Here is a 17,588-nt window from a genome sequence, read left to right as displayed (position 1 = left end):
CAAAGTATTAGAATATTGAATATTACTAAAATTCAAAAATAATAATCTGGTTATATGCATATATATTTTATGAGTATGAGAGAAAAATAGAGTGATTGGAGGAAAGAGTAGCGGAGTCTAGATTAGAATAGTGATGTGACATCCTTGAAACATCATAAGGATACTTTTTTTAAAAAATAAACCAACTGGTCATTTTAGTATGAGTGGAATTACCATTTTAAGGTAGGTTTTTTAGATGGAATTTCAGTAGGTATTAACTAACACGTAGTTTCCATTATTAAAAAGAGATGAGGGCTATTATGAAAAAGAAAAATCAAAAATGGTTTTTACTTTGGATTATACTTTTATTGCTATTTTCTATCATCGCTCCAAGCGCGATTGCTAATCAAGTGAATAATGAAGTACCAATTGACACTAAACAGCTTGAAGTTTATAAAGATAGACTCTTAAAATACCGAAATGACTTCAAAAACAGAAAAATTGACTCCTCTATAAACATAAATTCTAATGAAACAGTTAAAGTCATTGTAGAATTCAATGAAGAACCATCAGCAGTAAAACAACACAAAGCTAATAAACAAAATCAAGCTTACCAAGCTACCGAGCACAAAGAAAAACTAAAACAAGAGCGCATTCTTTTTAAAGCAAACCTTGCTAAGAATGCTGTCGAAGTTAAAGAAGGAAAGTCTTTTGAAAAAGTACTCAATGGGATGGCACTAGAAGTAAAAGCGAGCGATGTTCCAAAACTTGCGGCAGATCCAAACGTCAAATTTGTCTATGAAAACAGTAAACTAAATGTGATTCCAACCTTGCCAGCACAAAAAAATGTACCCTACATGGAGGAAAGCTCACAGTTTATCGGTACAGACCAATTATGGGATCTCGGCTATGAAGGTCAAGGGAAAAAAATCGGGGTGCTTGACACAGGAATTGATTATAACCACCCAGACTTAAAGGATGCTTACAAAGGTGGTTATGATTTTGTTGATAACGATGGGGATCCATTTGAAGGGAATGATGGTACCCAAAGTATTGATTCAACTCACGGAACACATGTATCTGGAACAATAGCAGGGAGAGGCAGTTATGAAAACGGAGGAATACGAGGAATCGCACCGAAATCGGATCTTTATGTCTATCGTGTATTAGGACCGAACGGCGGTTGGGATGAATGGGTCATTGCTGGAATAGAGAAAGCAGTTGAAGATAACATGGATGTAATTAATCTTTCCCTTGGAAACGGTATCAATGATCCAGACCATCCAACAAGTAGAGCTGTAAATAATGCCATGCTCGCTGGTGTAGTAGCAGTTGTGGCAAATGGAAATGATGGCACTTTTGGCTATAAGAGTGTCGGAGCACCCGCAACAGCTGCATTAGCCATTTCAGTAGGAGCAAGCTCCCCACCTATCAAGGAATCAATTTATAAAGCTAATGCATCCGCTACTTCCGAGGACCAAAAGGAATATACACTAAACTGGATGATGAAAAGGGATCCTGATCCGAATATGATGGAGACCTTTATGAATGAACAAGAAATCGTGTATTTGGGTTTCGGAACAGTGAGTGATTTTGAAGGGAAGGATTTAACTGGGAAAATTGCCCTTATCAAGATGGGTGGTCTTTACTAAGTGAGGCCAACATGAGAGCCTCTAAAGCGGGGGCAACAGCTGTTATTATCTTTAATATAGATGGAATTAATGAACATATAAATCATCCATTCCCACAAGAAGGGCCACTTCCTATGTTCGATATGCGTGGAGATGATGGACGTGATCTCATTGAAAAAATGTCAGGTCAAGAAAAAAATACCTTCACTTTTACTGCAGAGGAAATAGACATTTATCCAGGAGATGAAGTTGCTGGTTTCAGTTCAAAAGGACCGGTTATGGGAAATTGGGATATTAAACCGGATATAGTAGCACCAGGGGTCAACATTCGTTCAACCGTACCCGGTGTTAATGGTAGCTATCAAAATGCTTTTGATCGCTACTCTGGAACAAGCATGGCCGCACCACACATCGCAGGATTAGCCGCTTTAATACTAGAAGCTCGACCAGAAATGGATGTATTTGATGTCAAGACGGTGTTAATGAATACGTCCAAAAAAATATCACCTCTTTCTAGTGAAAGCACATACACCATTCAGGAAATAGGGGCAGGACGCGTACAGGCGGTTAGGGTATTAGAAACCGAGGTTGTAGCTCAAGTACAAGAAACAGCTTATTATACGAAAAATCCTTTTGGAGAAACCGCTGAAGAAGGAGTACAACATAAGACAGGCTCACTAAATTTCGGACCGATAAAAGAAGATGAAACGATAACGAAAAACATTATTATTAAAAGTTTATCTCAAATCGATTCAATGTACAAAGTTTCTTATGATTTAAGATGGCTCCCTTCCTTAGATGAACACAATCTTGAGCCAGTCTCGACAAATGATGAAAAGGAAAGTGCAATTATTTCTTTTGATAAACAAGAATTGACCCTTCCAGCTGGTGGTTCAGTCGATCTTAATGTATCAATAAATATGCCCGTCAATGCAAATAAAGGTGTATACGAAGGGTATCTCTATTTAAGTCTACTATCAGGTGAAGGTCCAACTATCCAACTACCTTTTATGGCATATAAAAATCCTGATTTAGTAAAGGCAATTTCCTACTTGGAATCCAATCCAAAATTCTTATCATTAAATGGTGATGGTACTGATGAAACTACAAACCTTGATTATAAGTATTTATTAAATATGAAGGAAGCTCAAATGTACTTATGGAGCGAAACTGACCCAAAAAATTATGGTCTCGTAAAAGAATTCTCAGGAGAGGACTTGAAAAAAGGAGCACATAGGTATAATTGGGATGGTTCTTTCTTTAGTTTTGATACTGGGGTAAATGAGATTGTTCCAAGCGGGCTATATCACCTTTTTATTCAAGGTCAAGATGAGTTTGGAAATTGGGATTATTTTGAAATTCCATATATTGTTTCAAATGAACCAACCGACATTTTAGTGGACAATGGAACTATAGATCAATCCGGCCAAAAATCGATTTTAATAAATGAAAACAAGCTACATGGATTTATTACATCAACATCGGTTCAAATTTATCGTGATTTTCTTTTCGATATCTTATACAGTTTTTATTGGAACATAATTTCTATGGAATATGAGCTTTATGATTCAAAAAATATGCTTCTCTCTAAAGGAGACGTTGACCCAATAAAAGATTTGGGTACCCCTGAAAAACATTTAGAGTACACCTTGAATGGCATTTTTCCAAATGGAAATAGCCGCTTAGTGCTTCGTGTGAAGGATAAAGCTGGAATAGTGAATGAGCAACATTATCAAGTTCAGTATGTTCAAGAGACAGCGGTAGAGTTGGTCGGCGAAAAAGAAGTTGTGATGAATCAGGAATACGAACTAGCTCTTCAGTCTAATCAAGTCTCAGATATGGTAGGAGCAGAATACATTCTAACTTATCCTTCGAAAGCTTTTTCTATAAAAGATATCGAACCAGTACCAGGATTCGCAGCATCTACCTTAACTTACGAAAAAGTCAGGACCTGGAAGGATGAAATGGGAACTGAATATACGACCTTGAAGATTTTGACTGATTTACGAAAAAATCCAAAGGAACATAAAAAGGCTAAGAAAGACATGATAGGCGTTACAGGGAATATCCAGACTGGTAGACTGATATTTGATGTCACTGATAACCTTATGAATATTGGGCACTATACTATAAAAACTCAAACATCCAAATATACCAATCTAAATCTTGAAGTAAAAAATTTAAAAGGAGCAGAAAAAACAGTCGAGGTGTATACGAAATCGGGAACTATTTCGGGTAAGGTTAGCCCAGAAGCATTATTAGACCAAAACGGCAAGCATAGAACGGATATCAACTATATTAAGGAAGGGCTTCTTATTGAAATCTATAATACTAAGAAGGGTTATGGTTCGGGAGAAGAAAATAGATTAATTAGCTTTGATGGATACAGAACAAATTTAGAGTGGACACTAGATACTGATGGAAGTCTGGTAATTACAGGATTAAACCCAAAGGAAAAATATGATATTGCCATAAATTATCCATCGCACTTTACAAGTGTTGTCAGGGGTATACAACCTATAAGTGAATATAACGGAAAATTGGTACCAGCTCAAATAGATATAGATTTTGGAATATTAAAGGCAGGGGATGTTCAAAATAAAAATAAATATGCTCAAAAAATAGACATTACAGATGTAGCAAACGTTGCAAGAAATATGGGGAAAAAAGCTGTTGATGGAAGCTACGAAGGCCATTTGACAGAAATCAAAATCAATGATATTGACAAAGATGGACAGATTAGTGAAAAAGATTTTTCTTATAGCGTGAAAAACTTTGACTTTATTAATAGTTCACAGGAAGGAATCGATATTGGTACACCTGAAGAACTACCTCCTAATAATGACTCTCCAACCATTATGTTTGTAGCAGAGACACCAACATCTAAAAAAGGTGACATCATTCCTGTCAAAGTCGAATTAAAAAAAACCAGCAAAGTCTATGCACTTCAATACGGATTTACGTATGACCCTACAGTGCTAAAACTAGTACTTTCAGACGGTACGGTAACGAACGGTGGCCAAGTGGGAGAAATATTCAAAGGGAACTTCATTGAGTTGAAAAATAAAACAATAGGCAATCGTATTGAATTTGCAGCTAGCTATAAGGGAGATGCAAGCCCTGAATTAAAAGACAATGGTGTTGTTATGACATACTACTTTCAGGTACTAGACGATGCATTTAATGAAACCACCTTAACTTGGGACCGTTCTGCCCTTGAAATTTTAAAGGAGGTAGAAGGAAGTGTTTATAATGAATGGGAAAAAGAGACAAAGAATATCACTTTTAATTTGGTTAAATAAATAGATAGTTGAATGAAATCCTTAAGTAAGGCAACGAGGGCTATCCTTCCTTAAGCTAGGATCTCAATAAGCCAAAAATATATAAGTTTTTATAAATAACTTGTTTATTTCTGGCTTATTTTTATTCTTTCAAGGAGTAAAGGGGCAGGTTAGTTGAAGAACGATTGTGGAAAATTCCATAAAAAAGACCGAATTTTTCAGATAACAAATAGCGTGCTAATTTTATGAACATTGTAATGAGTCTACACCTATTAGACTAACTGAATGTAAAAAGCAGAATATCGTGAAATGATATTCTGCTCCTAAGAAAAAACTTATTCCCCTTGGGCACCGTTTGTAGTCACTCTTCGAATGTGGTTATCTTCAAAATTGTTTTCACGAGCTTTCTCCACTTTATCATCTAAAAGTTTCTTTTGATCTACCTCTGATGAAGGTGTCTGCTTATCTTTGGACATTGGTGTTCCTCCTTTGCTAAGATATTCCCTACCTTTATATTTTGCGGTCCTTTTAAAAAATTATCATAGAAATTAAAATTGTGAATAAATGGACTTAAAGTACATGGGGCATAGGTTGAAGATGTAATTCCGGCACGCAGCTCTCTTTTTAGTTGATCAACTAACGAAGCAGGATTATTGAATAAGGCGAGGGGTGGGTTTTTCTTAAGGTAGATATATCTAAATCGTAAAGTTCTGGAAGGTCAACAAGCTTTCTTGTCGAAACTTAGACATATGAAATTCATTAAATTGGAGGAAAAAACAATGGCAGTAGTCTTGTTGTTACACCATGTTTTAGGCCGAACGAAGGGGATTGAAGCAATCGCCGATCAACTGAGAGAAGCGGGGCATACTGTGCACGTGCCAGATTTATTTGATGGCCGCATGTTTTCCTCGCTGGAGGAAGGCTTGGTATTTGTGAAGGAAATCGGTTTTGAAGAAGTGACGGCGCGTGGCGTTCGGGCAGCCAGCGAGCTTTCACGCGATGTCGTCTATGCTGGTTTTTCACTCGGTGTCTCGGTAGCACAGCAGCTCGCTCAAACTCGTGAAGGTGCCAGAGGCGCACTGTTTTTTCATGCCTGCCTCCCGACCTCGGCGTTCGAATCTCAGTGGCCGGTCGACTTGCCTGTGCAAATTCACTCCATGAGTGCAGATCCTTTTTTCGTTGAAGACGGTGACATCAACGCGGCCCGTGATCTTGTGGCGTCGGCCAATAAAGCTGAACTTTTTCTGTACGAAGGCAAGGAGCATCTCTTCACCGACAGCAGTTTACCGTCGTACGATGCTGACGCGACGAAACTTGTGATCAAGCGGGTTCTCGACTTTCTTGCATAGTTGTTAAAGGAAAGTTTTCAACAGCTGGGACATAATTAGACCAAAATAGTAATAAAAGCGCCAGTTTAAAAACGTAAAGACTGGAGCAAATCAACTGAGATAATGGAATCACGGTAAGCTTGCGAACCAATGTTAATTTATCGTAGGGAGAGTTGTGAAGTCGCCTAATTATTGGCGCTTAGAGCTGGATCAGGAAGCGCCACTTTTTATACTTATTTATCTTTTAAAAAAGGGTAGTATCATATTACCCCTTAATTCTCTAGAAAATAAATTTGTTTTTACCAACTCCATATCCTACTAGTTTGTCAAAAAGTGTACTTAGACTTACGGGTGCTCTACTTCAATAAGGAGTAGAGCCCTTTTAATGTACTAAAGGGGCAGGATAGTTTAATAAGCAGAAATGGACTTTTGTTAATTCAAAATGGAGAATTTACCCAATATTGGAACTTTTATTCAAGTTAAACGTATTAAAGTAAAGGGACTATGTCAATTCAATGAGATACATATAAAAACATAACTCATAGAATGAGAAAAGAAATGGAGATTTACATGGTAATATTACCAATGATTAGTATGTTATTAGGCTTGTATTTAGTATGTCTGGGACTCTGGGAATTAAGAGTTGGATTAGATAGAAAAAGATTTATTACCTTCTCTTTTACAGGGCTATTTTTGATCTTTATATTACCAGATATTTTTGGGTTTCAATTGATTATTAATAACTTTCAATAAATATTATCCTCTTATTAAACTAACCAGTGCTTTTGTAGTACTACTGGATCGCGTAATGCGATCTTTTTTTCTGGAACTTAAGGGGCAGAATTGTTTAACAAGAATAAAGTTATTCAAAGGGGAGTGCATATGGAGAAATATGAAGTTAAGCAAATATACAATCTGTTGAATTTTGATTTGGATAGTTTAGTAATACAAAGCAAAGAAGATGGTTTTCGTTTTGTAGAAAGATTAGTAAATGATTATAAAAATGGCAGTAATACTTTTAATCATTCTGGAGAAGGATTATTTGGTGTGTTTAATGAAGAAGGTGTCATTGTTGCTATTGGTGGATTAAATAAAGATCCATTTTCAAATGAACAATCTATCGGAAGGCTAAGAAGGTTTTATGTTAGTAAAGAGTATAGGAGAAACGGTATAGGAAGCCTTTTGGTAAAAAAGATAATAGACGAAGCAATAAGATATTATAAATTTTTGGTGCTTCATACAGATACAGTACAAGCCGATAAATTTTATACTTCTTTAGGATTTTCAAAAGAAAGTTATTTTCCTAATTCAAGTCACTTTATGGAGTTTAAAAGCTAACGTGTTATTGAACTAACGAGTGCTTTAGTTTACTAAGACAGCGATTTGCATTTGTAGATCGCTTTATATTTTGTTAAGGAACAAAAGGGGAATTTAGTTGAACAAGGAAACAGAACACTATTGGTTATAAAATAGAGGGATTTTCCATTATGTGGAGAATTATTCAAGGTGAAAATTTCTATCTACTTGAGGTGTGGAAAATGAAGATTGAATTTTATGACATAGGCACAGTTAATGATAATAAGTTGAAATTTGCAGTTATAAGTGCTATTTATCAGGGTAAGTGGCTCTATGTTAGACATAAAGTAAGAAGATCCTGGGAAATTCCTGGTGGACACAGAGAACCTGGAGAAACAATTGAGGAAACAGCTAAAAGAGAGTTATTTGAAGAAACAGGTTCCAATGAGTTTGAATTTGCTCCAATTTGTGACTATTCAATGGGTGATTCCATTAATAAAATTTTTGGAAGGTTGTACATTGCAAGGATAAAGGAAATTGGTCAATTACCAGTATCAGAAATTGATGAAGTAAAACTATTCGATAATCTTCCAAATAACCTTACATATGTAGAGATCCAACCAAAATTATTTGAAAAGACACTTGCTTTTATTGAAGATAGTGAGGATCTACAATTAAATTAACTAGGAGCAATCCTTCTTTAAGCAATATTCTAATCAAACCAAAAGTAAAACAAGTTTTTATACATGTCTTGTTTATTTTTGGCTTATTTTCATTCCTTAAGGGAGTAAAGGGATAGGATTGTTAAAGAAGAATAATATGTAAAATAGAGTAAAAAGGAGATATATAGATCGGATACATAGAAGAATTAAGAGAAATAGTTGGTCATAGACCTTTAATATTTGTTGGTTCTGTTACTGTTATTGTTGATGATATGGGTAAGTTATTGCTTCAACAACGAAAGTTTCCCAATGGTACTTGGGGAATTTCAGGAGGACTTATGGAACTCGGAGAAACCACTGAAGAAGTTGCGAAAAGAGAGGTTTATGAAGAAACTGGATTGACAGTTGATAAATTACAGTTAATCAATGTTTATTCAGGTCCACAAAACTATATAATGGCTGAAAATGGTGATGAATTTTATGTCGTAACTGTTGCCTATTATTCGGAGGGTTATGAAGGGGAATTAAACATAGACAAATCTGAATCAATTAAATTTGATTTCTTTTATCCTGACGAGTTACCAACAAATATTGTGAAAAGCCATAAAGTGATATTGGATGAATTTTTATCTAAACATTATACAAATGGAAAACAAGAAAGCAGATAAAAGTTTATTCATTAACGAGGGCGATTGTTCAATAAGAACAGTCACCTTTTTGTGTATAAAAGGAAGATTAGTTACCAAATCCATATATAACCTGCCGTTTGAATATTCCACTTTTATATAATTAATATTGAGACTGTCTCCATCAACATATCGAAAGGAGTGATAATAACTGAACATATTAGAGGGTCTCTCTAATACATTTGTTAAAAACCTTATTATTATTTTAACCATAAATTATTACGTACTATTATTTTGTTTATCAGTTTTAATCGATATACATTACAAGATGGAAGGGGGACTAGCACTAATAACTGGTTTTGGTTTAGGACTTGCTTTTTTGACTTTCAAGTTATTAAATTGGCTAAAACAAGCCAGCTTCCTTATCATTTATAAAGTTATTTTATTGATACATATTTTTGTTTCTATAGGTGTACTTATATTTTGTATCTATACTGCTTATTCATTATATGTCGATTATAAAGCATTACATGATGTTTAAAAAAACATGGGATTTATGGAACTAACGGGGGCTATCCTTCCTTGAGTAAGGATCTCATTTAGCCAAAAACAATCAAGTTTTTATACATAACTTGATTATTTTTAGCTTATTTTCATTACTTTAGGGAGTAAAGGAGCAGAATACTTCCTTAAGGATTAGGGTTTTTAATATAGGAATAATACCTATATATGTAGAATTAAATAATAATGGATAAAATATTGTTCTTTTATTAAATGGAGGAGTTTTTTTGATAAAAAGAAGCCTAAAGGTTATCGAAGAGATGATCAATGGAGATGGCTTAGAAGCAAATTTTGGTAACTTATGTGTCTAAGGTGTATCAATTGATTCTAGAACTGTAAAAAATGGAAATCTGTATATTCCAATTGTACGGATAAAGGATGGACACGATTACGTCATTGAAGCAATAAAAAAGGGGGCAACTGCTTCTTTATGGGAAAAAGATCATCCCAATCCTCCAGAAGGAATATCTCTGATTTTCGTAGATAATACACTGTCCGCTTTACAAACATTAGCATCTTCCTATCGGAATCAACTTTCAATTAAAGTAATCGGTATTACTGGAAGTTATGGCAAGACAACTACAAAGGATATGGTGAATTCCATATTAGGAACATCATTTAAAGTTCATAAAACAAATAGTCAAATTGGATTACCATTAACCCTATTAGAAGTATCAGCAGATGATGAAATGGTAGTCCTAGAAATGGGTATGAGTGAAAAAGGTCAAATTAAACGATTATCTAAAATAGCCCAACCTGACATAGGTATTATTACAATGATTGGCTTATCACATATTGCAACTTTAGGTTCCAGAGGGGAAATTGCAAAAGCAAAATTAGAAATTGTTTCCGGATTAAAGGAAGTTGGATTACTTATATATAATGGTGACGAACCATTTTTAAAGGGTGTAAAAAATACTCCCAAAACAAGAGGTATTCGGTTTATTACTTTTGGTGAGACAGAACATAATGATTTTTATCCTAGTTCAATTATTAATGAGTCTGGGGAGTATAAATTCCTCATAAATAAAAAGAATTCACCGCAATATACTGTTCCGATATTAGGTAAACATAATATACAAAATGCCTTAGCATCTATTGCTGTTGGTAAGGAACTCGGAATTAATGAGGAAAACATTGTTAGTGGTTTAAAGAATTTAACCATTACTGAAATGCGAATGCAAAAATTAAATTCAAATAAAGGTTTTACAATCATTAACGATGCCTGGAATGCAAGTCCAAATTCTGTTCAAGCTGCTATTGAAACTTTTCAGGAATTGGTAGGGTATGATAAGAAAATTTTAGTTTTAGGTGATATGTTGGAATTAGGAGAAAAAGAAGAAGAATATCATAAAGAAATTGGAAGATTTATTGATCCAAGTAAAATTGATTTTCTAGTTACACATGGTCCTCTATCTAAATTTATAGCAAATGAAGCCAAAATAAACTTAGGTAATTCAAGAGTACAACATCTAATCGATAAAAATGAAATTGTTAATTTTATTGAGAGCATATCTAAAGCAAACGAGATTATCTTAGTTAAAGGTTCACGCGGAATGACTTTAGAAGAGATTGTTAACAAATTATTATAACAATACAAGTAACGAAATCTTATATTGCATAACAGCCCAATTAATAAAGCTAAAATATGCAAGGTTATTTTTATTATCCTGCATATTATTTTGGGCTTTTTTATATTTAAGGAAGTATTTGGAAGGGTATTTATGGGGGGAAATAGAATAAATAAACCATTATTCCCATAAAAAAGGAGGTAATGAGATGAATCCACTTAATACAAAATTCAGTGGCAAAGGATTTATGGTAGAAGCTGTTAAGGAGTTATTAAAATTTGGATTTAATCAACTTGGATTTAAAAGAATTGAAATTAGATGTGAGTCTACCAACTTTAAAAGTCGCTCAATCCCTGAAAAGTTAGGGTTTGAGTTAGAAGGTACATTAAAGAATGATGATTTATCCGCTGATGGTAGCAAATTTACTGATACCTGTATATATGCTTTAGTTCGTTAACGATCATATAGTGAATGATTGTACTAGAACTAACGGGGGCTTTTGTAGCACAACCGGATCGTGTTATGCGATCTCTTTTTTTGGGAACTAAAGGGCAGGATAGTAGCGGAAGGAAAAATCATATAATCCATAGAATATCTTGTATTAAATACATATTACAAAATAAGGGAGAAGAATATGTTTATACATAAAATTGATGAAAATGTCTCTTTAAGGAAAATTGACTTGAAAGATGCTGAAAGAATATTTGAACTAACCGACAAATCAAGAAACTCTCGTAGAGAATGGCTTCCTTGGCTGGATTTCACAACAAAAGTTGAGGATACAAGAAAGTTTATCCAGAGTTGTTTAAAAGGTTATGCCGAAAATAAAAGTTTAAACACAGTAATTTTATTTAATGGAGAAATTGTTGGAGTGGCAGGATTTAATAATATAAATTGGTCCAACAAGACGGCATATATAGGATATTGGCTTGGAGAAGAATATCAAGGAAAAGGGATCATCACCAAAGTTGCTAAAGATTTGACCAACTACGCCTTTAATCACCTCAATTTAAATAAAGTGGAAATTCGAGCCGCTGTTGAGAATAAAAAAAGTAGAAGCATTCCAGAAAGATTGGGTTTCATAAATGAAGGAGTTATCAGACAGTCAGAATGGTTATATGACCACTATGTCGATACGGTTGTCTATGGAATATTAATTCAAGAATGGAATTAAACCAGTTAATAGTACCTTCATCTTAAAGAAATAACGGATAGCCTTAGTGTAAAATTATACCAAGGGGAAAATGATGAAAAATATCTGGATAAGTTCTATTTTCATTCTGGCAAGTACATTTAATTATTGGCTTTTATTGATAGCTGCAACATTTTTATTTACTGAGTTAACAACGGATGTAGATTCTTATATGAAAGAAAATCATATCTATCCAGGGGTAGGTTTGTTGGGGGTTATGGGAATAGGAATTGGTCCAATTTTGTCAATTGTTTTATCAGTAATCTCTTATTATTGGTTGAACAAGTTAAGTATTCGAAAAAAATCCATTATTATTGGAATTCAAATAAGTTTATCAATTATTTCTCTTATTTGGCTGGCTGTTTCTTGAATAACCCTCCATAAAGAAAGTTAAGCAACTATCGGCGGGCGTTGATCCAACATCGATACTCATTTTTGCTGAGGAAAATTATTGTTTTCCGTGTACTGGAACTAATGAAAATAGCAGAGACCGGACTAACTTTGTGGTAGTAAAGGAGTGCAACCCTTATTTAAGTAATTATCTTAATAAGCCCAAAAATATAACTTGTTTATTTTTTGGCTTATTCTCATTCCTTCAGGGAGTAGAAAAAGCAGTTTAACGCAAGAAATATTGCAGGAAAAAATATACAACAAATTGAAATACTTAAAATAACAAACTATTTGAGGAGATAAACTTTGAACATTATAACTCTGATTTTAAGTTATTTAATAGGCTCAATCTCATTTGCTTTAGTAATCGGTAAAATGTTTAATAAGAAAGATGTTCGTGATTACGGTAGTGGTAATCTTGGTGCAACTAATGTTTATAGAGTTTTAGGTATAAAAGCTGGAGTAATTGTTGCAATTGCTGATATATTAAAAGGTACGCTTGCTTGTATACTTCCACTATTACTTAGTTCTACGGTTAACCCTATTGTATGTGGTTTATTAGCCATATTAGGACACATATTTTCTGTATTTGCTAGTTTTAAAGGTGGAAAAGCTGTTGCGACAGCAACTGGAGTTTTTTTATTTTTGACGCCTTTAGGTGTTTTTGTTGGTTTTGTTGTGTTTGTGTTAACTTTGTTATTTACTAAGTATGTATCAATAAGTTCAATGTTGGCTGGTATAGTGCTGTTCATTTACAGTCTAATATTTGAAGATAAAGTTATCATAGCACTTTCTCTACTAATAAGCGTATCAATAATCATTCTTCATCGACAAAATATAAAGAGAATTCTAAATGGAACAGAGAACAAAATATTCGAAAGATATTGAGTGTTACTTGTTAAGTTAAAGGGAGCCTACCTTTAATTAAAAGAATAGTGATACTTCACTAACGGGTAGCGATTGTGCCTTAAGCTGCTAATACAGAAAGCCGAGAATATACGAGTTTTTATTCATTAAGACTTGTTTTTCTCGGCTTTTTTGTGCGAGATCCATTAAAGGGCAGTTTAATTGCATAAGAAGGAGATAAATATGTCTGTGAAGAATTAATAGATTTTGGAGGTGGGATTTAGTGGGAAAACCAATAATACCTAAGGAACCAATTGTTCCTGAATTAAAACCTGAACAAATATCTGAGTTAACGAATATTGTTTTTGGACACAACATAAAACCAGAACCGTGCGATGCCATCTTTGTTTTTTCAGGTACACATCCAGGTCATTGGGAGAAAACTATCGAGGCATATAAAAAGGGGTTATCCAAAAAAATTATTGTAACTGGTGGTGTAAGTCCAACGGGAGTAAGTCATCCTGAATGGAAAGATAAAAATGTTCCTGAGTCAATTATAATAATTGCCAAATTGATTGAATCAGGTATAAAAGAAGAAGATATTATTTCAGAGAATCGTTCGAGAAATACATTAGAAAATGTTCTATATGCAAAAGAAGTATTTAATTTTAATGAAATAAATAGCTTGCTATTTGTATGTAAAAACCACGCAGGAGGTCGTCAGTACCGTACACTCGCAAAGCATATTTCAAATGAAATACGGTATATTCAGTATGGTTTTGATTCCATTTATCAAGGTGTTCCAATAACAAGAGAAAATTGGATGAACACTGAAGCAGGTCGTTCTAGGGTATTTGGAGAATTTTTACGAATCATATTTTATGGGAGAAGAGGTGATATCTTGCCAGTCGAAAAAGAAATAGATGGATTAGAAGAATACGTTATTTAAATTTATAAAGTAAGTAGTTCCTTAATCAAGTAACGGGGGCTATTCTTCCTTAAGTAAGGAACTCATTAAGCCAAAAATATGCAAGTTTTTATACATAACTTGTTTATTTTTGGCTTATTTTCATTCATTCAGGGAGTAAAGGAGCAATTTACCTTAAGAGGGGACGAGGATTTATATTTTAATTTGTCGAATAAAATTATAGCCAAGACAAAAAGAAAAGTAGGGGAATAATGATAATTAATGAAAAGATAAATAAACGGTTTGATTTGGTTGTATCCAATGTAATGGAGACATCTAAAGAAGTTGACTGTTCTGGTGCATCTGTTCTTATTATTCATGATGATGAAATAGTTACAGAAGAATACTGGGGGAAGCATTCCAAAGAACCTAATGCAAGACCTATTCAGGAAGATTCACAATTTCATATAGCATCAGTTCGGAAAAGTTACATAGGATTTGCAGTTGCATATGCGGTAAATAAAGGCTATATAGAGTCAATAGATGATTTACTTACGAAGTACCTTCCCTTGAGTAAAACCCCCGAATTAAATGGCACAACAATAAGACATCTAATAACACATACACATGGCTTAAAGAGAATTAATGGGGATATATATCGAGAATTTCCGTCTGGTGAGAATTGGGCATATCGGGGTATTGGAGTTGATATCTTAACCCAAATCGTTAAAAACACTACTGGCAAATCGGTAGCTGAGTAAGCGTCAAACTATACCCACATGGTTTGACGCCTTTTTCTATGCGATAATCTCCTTAAAATCTAAATGGGGGTTTTGCGATGAATAAATCTGAACTTAGAATTGAATGGGAACAGCGTATGGACAACTTTATTTCTAGTGGACAAAGTGCATCAAAATGGTGTATTGCCAATGATATAAATATTCATCAGTTCTGGTACTGGAAGAAAAGACTTAAAGCTCTTCAAACCCAGGTTACTGTTTCTTCTAAATGGCTTTCTGTAGAAATGGATGATTCAACTGAAAATTCTAATAACGCATTGATTGTAAGGGTTGGCCAGGCTTCTGTGGAGGTGAAGTCCGGATTTGATCCCAAATTACTTTTAGATGTGGTAAGGACGCTAAGATCAATATGTTAAACGAAGCCGTGATAGATCGTGTCTACCTCGCACGAGGTAGCACGGATTTGAGAAAATCCATTGATGGGTTGGCTGTGCTTGTACAAGTGGAATTTAACCTTGATCCTTTTAGCCCAAGTCTATTTGTTTTTTGCAACCGGCAACGGGATAAACTGAAAATTCTACATTGGGATCATAATGGTTTTTGGCTATATTATCGAAGGTTAGAACGTGGAAAATTCCACTGGCCACCCGATAATAATAGCTCAGTTCCCTTAAAAATTTCCCGTCGCCAATTTCGTTGGATACTAGATGGCTTATCGTTAGAACAGAAACAGGCTCATCCAGTTGTAACTGCAAAAACAGTCATATAAGTATATATTAATGAAGAAATCTAGTTGTTTTTTTAGTATAATAGAATTATGGAAAAGACAATGAAATCATCCACCACAAACACTACAATTGAAGAACTTCAAAAGCGTTTAGAGCAGTTGGAAAAGAAAAATGCTGAATTAGAGGCGAAACTAGAAAAACAAAACGAGTTAGAGGCCAAATTAAAATGGTTTGAAGAACAGTTTCGTCTCTATCAACAGAAGAGATTCGGCATTTCTAGTGAAAAAACGCATCCAGATCAATTAGAACTTTTCAATGAAGTAGAAAAGGAATCTAATCCAGATCTGCCTGAACCTACGCTAGAATCTATCACCTATCAACGTCGTCGGAAAAAACGTGGACATCGTGAATTGATGTTAGAAAACTTGCCTGTGGAGACGGTTGAATACCGCTTATCCTCTGAAAAGCAGGTTTGTTCGTGTTGCAGTGGAACTTTACATGAAATGAGTACGGAAGTACGCCAAGAACTGAAATTTATTCCTGCGGAATTAAAAGTGGTTAAGCATGTTCGATATGTTTATTCTTGCCGTCATTGTGAACGTGAGGAGATCGAAACTCCAATCAAAACAGCTGCGATGCCAAACCCTGTTATTTCCGGAAGCTTAGCTTCACCATCTTTACTAGCGCACATTATGTCACAGAAATATGTTGACGGACTGCCTTTATATCGTCAGGAAAAGCAATTTGCTCGACTTGGGGTTGCCTTATCCAGACAAACCTTTGCCAATTGGATGGTTTATGGGGCAAGTAACTGGTTGAGTATTCTATACAATCGGATGCACCAACTCTTACTTCTACGAGATATTTTACATGCAGACGAAAGTTCACTACAGGTGCTTCATGAACCTGGTCGCCCGGCTACATCAAAGTCTTATCTTTGGCTTTATCGTACAGGAAGAATAGGCCCTGCTATTACCCTTTACGATTATCAAGAAACACGGGCAGGTGAAAACGCCAAAAAATTCCTTAAAGACTTTAAAGGATACCTTCAAGTGGATGGTTATCCTGGGTACCACAAGGTACCTGGTGCCACCCTTATAGGTTGTTGGGCACATGCTCGTCGAAAGTTTGATGAGGCATTAAAAGCTGTGCCTGCCTCGAAACGTGTTGGATCTTTAACAGCAGCTGATGGTTTATACTTCTGTAATCAGCTATATACTATTGAGCGTGAACTAAAGGATTTAACCTCTGAAGAACGCTATGAGAAACGTTTAGAATCCAGCAAGCCAGTCTTGGATGCTTTTTTGGTATGGCTTAAAAAACAAGAGCAAAACGTGGCACAAAAAAGTAAACTTGGTGAAGCAATCATCTACTGCCTAAACCAGTGGGAGAAATTAGAGGCCTTTTTAAAAGATGGACGTTTGGAAATCGATAATAACCGAAGTGAGCGATCAATTAAGCCATTCGTAATTGGTCGTAAAAACTGGCTGTTCGCAAATACACCGAAAGGTGCACGGTCAAGTGCCATTATATATAGTATTGTAGAGACAGCTAAAGAAAATGGATTGAATCCATATTATTATCTTCGCTATCTATTTGAGGTTCTTCCCAACATGGATATTAAAGATGAAAGTGCCTTAGATAAATTATTACCTTGGTCAACAACCCTGCCGATCTATTGTAGAGTGTTTAACCAATTATCTAAATAATAAACTTTTTCCCCATCTATAGAATGATATGCTCCCCTTTAAGTAGACAGATTAAAAAATAAAAATCTGTTTACTCAAGGGGAGTATTTATTTTGTCTAAAAGGGCTTATCCTGTAGAGGAAAAATTGAAGATATTAAAGG

The 17,588-nt window shown here is 34.7% G+C and carries 16 protein-coding genes and 1 pseudogene; 16 read left to right on the top strand and 1 reads right to left on the bottom strand.

The features are described from left to right. The first annotated feature begins 299 nt into the window (after positions 1-299). Together ACFSO7_RS09060 and ACFSO7_RS09055 are read left to right on the top strand one after the other, a co-directional pair. On the top strand, positions 300-1,631 hold the full coding sequence (locus tag ACFSO7_RS09060; RefSeq protein ID WP_377876988.1) for a S8 family serine peptidase: 1,332 nt from the start codon (positions 300-302) through the stop codon (positions 1,629-1,631). Positions 1,632-1,642: 11 nt separating this feature from the next. Beyond that, a complete protein-coding gene (locus ACFSO7_RS09055; protein ID WP_377876987.1) occupies positions 1,643-4,912 on the top strand; it encodes a S8 family serine peptidase in 3,270 nt (1,089 codons plus the stop codon). A 314-nt stretch (positions 4,913-5,226) separates the two neighbouring features. Here the strand turns inward: ACFSO7_RS09055 and ACFSO7_RS09050 are convergent, their stop codons facing one another. Continuing rightward, entirely contained in the window at positions 5,227-5,367 is a 141-nt protein-coding gene (locus ACFSO7_RS09050) for a hypothetical protein (RefSeq protein WP_377876986.1), read from the bottom strand. A gap of 303 nt (positions 5,368-5,670) precedes the next feature. Here ACFSO7_RS09050 and ACFSO7_RS09045 point away from each other — a divergent pair, with 303 nt between their 5' ends. The 14 genes and pseudogenes from ACFSO7_RS09045 (at position 5,671) to tnpC (ending at position 17,447) form a co-directional block, all read left to right on the top strand. Next, positions 5,671-6,240, top strand: coding sequence for a dienelactone hydrolase family protein (locus ACFSO7_RS09045; RefSeq protein WP_377876985.1), 570 nt, complete (start codon positions 5,671-5,673; stop codon positions 6,238-6,240). 861 nt (positions 6,241-7,101) lie between these two features. Further along, positions 7,102-7,557, top strand: coding sequence for a GNAT family N-acetyltransferase (locus ACFSO7_RS09040; RefSeq protein ID WP_377876984.1), 456 nt, complete (start codon positions 7,102-7,104; stop codon positions 7,555-7,557). A 200-nt stretch (positions 7,558-7,757) separates the two neighbouring features. Continuing rightward, complete coding sequence (locus ACFSO7_RS09035) at positions 7,758-8,198, top strand: NUDIX hydrolase (protein WP_377876983.1); 441 nt, start codon at positions 7,758-7,760, stop codon at positions 8,196-8,198. Between the two features lie 167 nt (positions 8,199-8,365). Next, the gene (locus tag ACFSO7_RS09030; RefSeq protein WP_377877052.1) at positions 8,366-8,845 is read left to right on the top strand and encodes an NUDIX hydrolase; all 480 of its coding nucleotides are present in this window, start codon (positions 8,366-8,368) and stop codon (positions 8,843-8,845) included. Positions 8,846-9,684: 839 nt separating this feature from the next. After that, on the top strand, positions 9,685-10,956 hold the full coding sequence (locus ACFSO7_RS09025; protein ID WP_377877051.1) for a UDP-N-acetylmuramoyl-tripeptide--D-alanyl-D-alanine ligase: 1,272 nt from the start codon (positions 9,685-9,687) through the stop codon (positions 10,954-10,956). Positions 10,957-11,152: 196 nt separating this feature from the next. Then, positions 11,153-11,392, top strand: a pseudogene (locus ACFSO7_RS09020) (GNAT family N-acetyltransferase); the annotation flags it as partial. A 177-nt stretch (positions 11,393-11,569) separates the two neighbouring features. Beyond that, a complete protein-coding gene (locus tag ACFSO7_RS09015; protein WP_377876982.1) occupies positions 11,570-12,109 on the top strand; it encodes a GNAT family N-acetyltransferase in 540 nt (179 codons plus the stop codon). A gap of 73 nt (positions 12,110-12,182) precedes the next feature. Next, positions 12,183-12,497: a hypothetical protein gene (locus tag ACFSO7_RS09010; RefSeq protein WP_377876981.1), complete on the top strand. Its 315-nt coding sequence runs from the start codon at positions 12,183-12,185 to the stop codon at positions 12,495-12,497. Positions 12,498-12,823: 326 nt separating this feature from the next. After that, the gene (plsY, locus tag ACFSO7_RS09005) at positions 12,824-13,405 is read left to right on the top strand and encodes a glycerol-3-phosphate 1-O-acyltransferase PlsY (RefSeq protein ID WP_377876980.1); all 582 of its coding nucleotides are present in this window, start codon (positions 12,824-12,826) and stop codon (positions 13,403-13,405) included. Between the two features lie 241 nt (positions 13,406-13,646). Continuing rightward, on the top strand, positions 13,647-14,312 hold the full coding sequence (locus tag ACFSO7_RS09000) for a YdcF family protein (RefSeq protein WP_377876979.1): 666 nt from the start codon (positions 13,647-13,649) through the stop codon (positions 14,310-14,312). Between the two features lie 230 nt (positions 14,313-14,542). Continuing rightward, positions 14,543-15,031 (top strand): serine hydrolase domain-containing protein, encoded by a 489-nt coding sequence (locus tag ACFSO7_RS08995; protein ID WP_377876978.1) that lies wholly within the window; start codon positions 14,543-14,545, stop codon positions 15,029-15,031. 77 nt (positions 15,032-15,108) lie between these two features. Next, positions 15,109-15,426 carry an IS66 family insertion sequence element accessory protein TnpA gene (gene tnpA / locus ACFSO7_RS08990; protein WP_377876977.1) on the top strand — a complete coding sequence of 106 codons (318 nt, stop codon included), beginning with the start codon at positions 15,109-15,111 and terminating at the stop codon, positions 15,424-15,426. Then, a complete protein-coding gene (gene tnpB, locus ACFSO7_RS08985) occupies positions 15,420-15,779 on the top strand; it encodes an IS66 family insertion sequence element accessory protein TnpB (protein WP_377876976.1) in 360 nt (119 codons plus the stop codon). The genes tnpA and tnpB overlap by 7 nt, the downstream gene beginning before the upstream one ends. A gap of 60 nt (positions 15,780-15,839) precedes the next feature. Beyond that, a complete protein-coding gene (gene tnpC / locus ACFSO7_RS08980; protein WP_377876975.1) occupies positions 15,840-17,447 on the top strand; it encodes an IS66 family transposase in 1,608 nt (535 codons plus the stop codon). The last annotated feature ends 141 nt before the right edge of the window (positions 17,448-17,588 follow it).

This window comes from Bacillus sp. CGMCC 1.16607, assembly GCF_042683745.1.
GTDB lineage: Bacteria > Bacillota > Bacilli > Bacillales > Cytobacillaceae > Pseudoneobacillus.
This window is presented reverse-complemented; position numbering and strand designations above follow the sequence as displayed.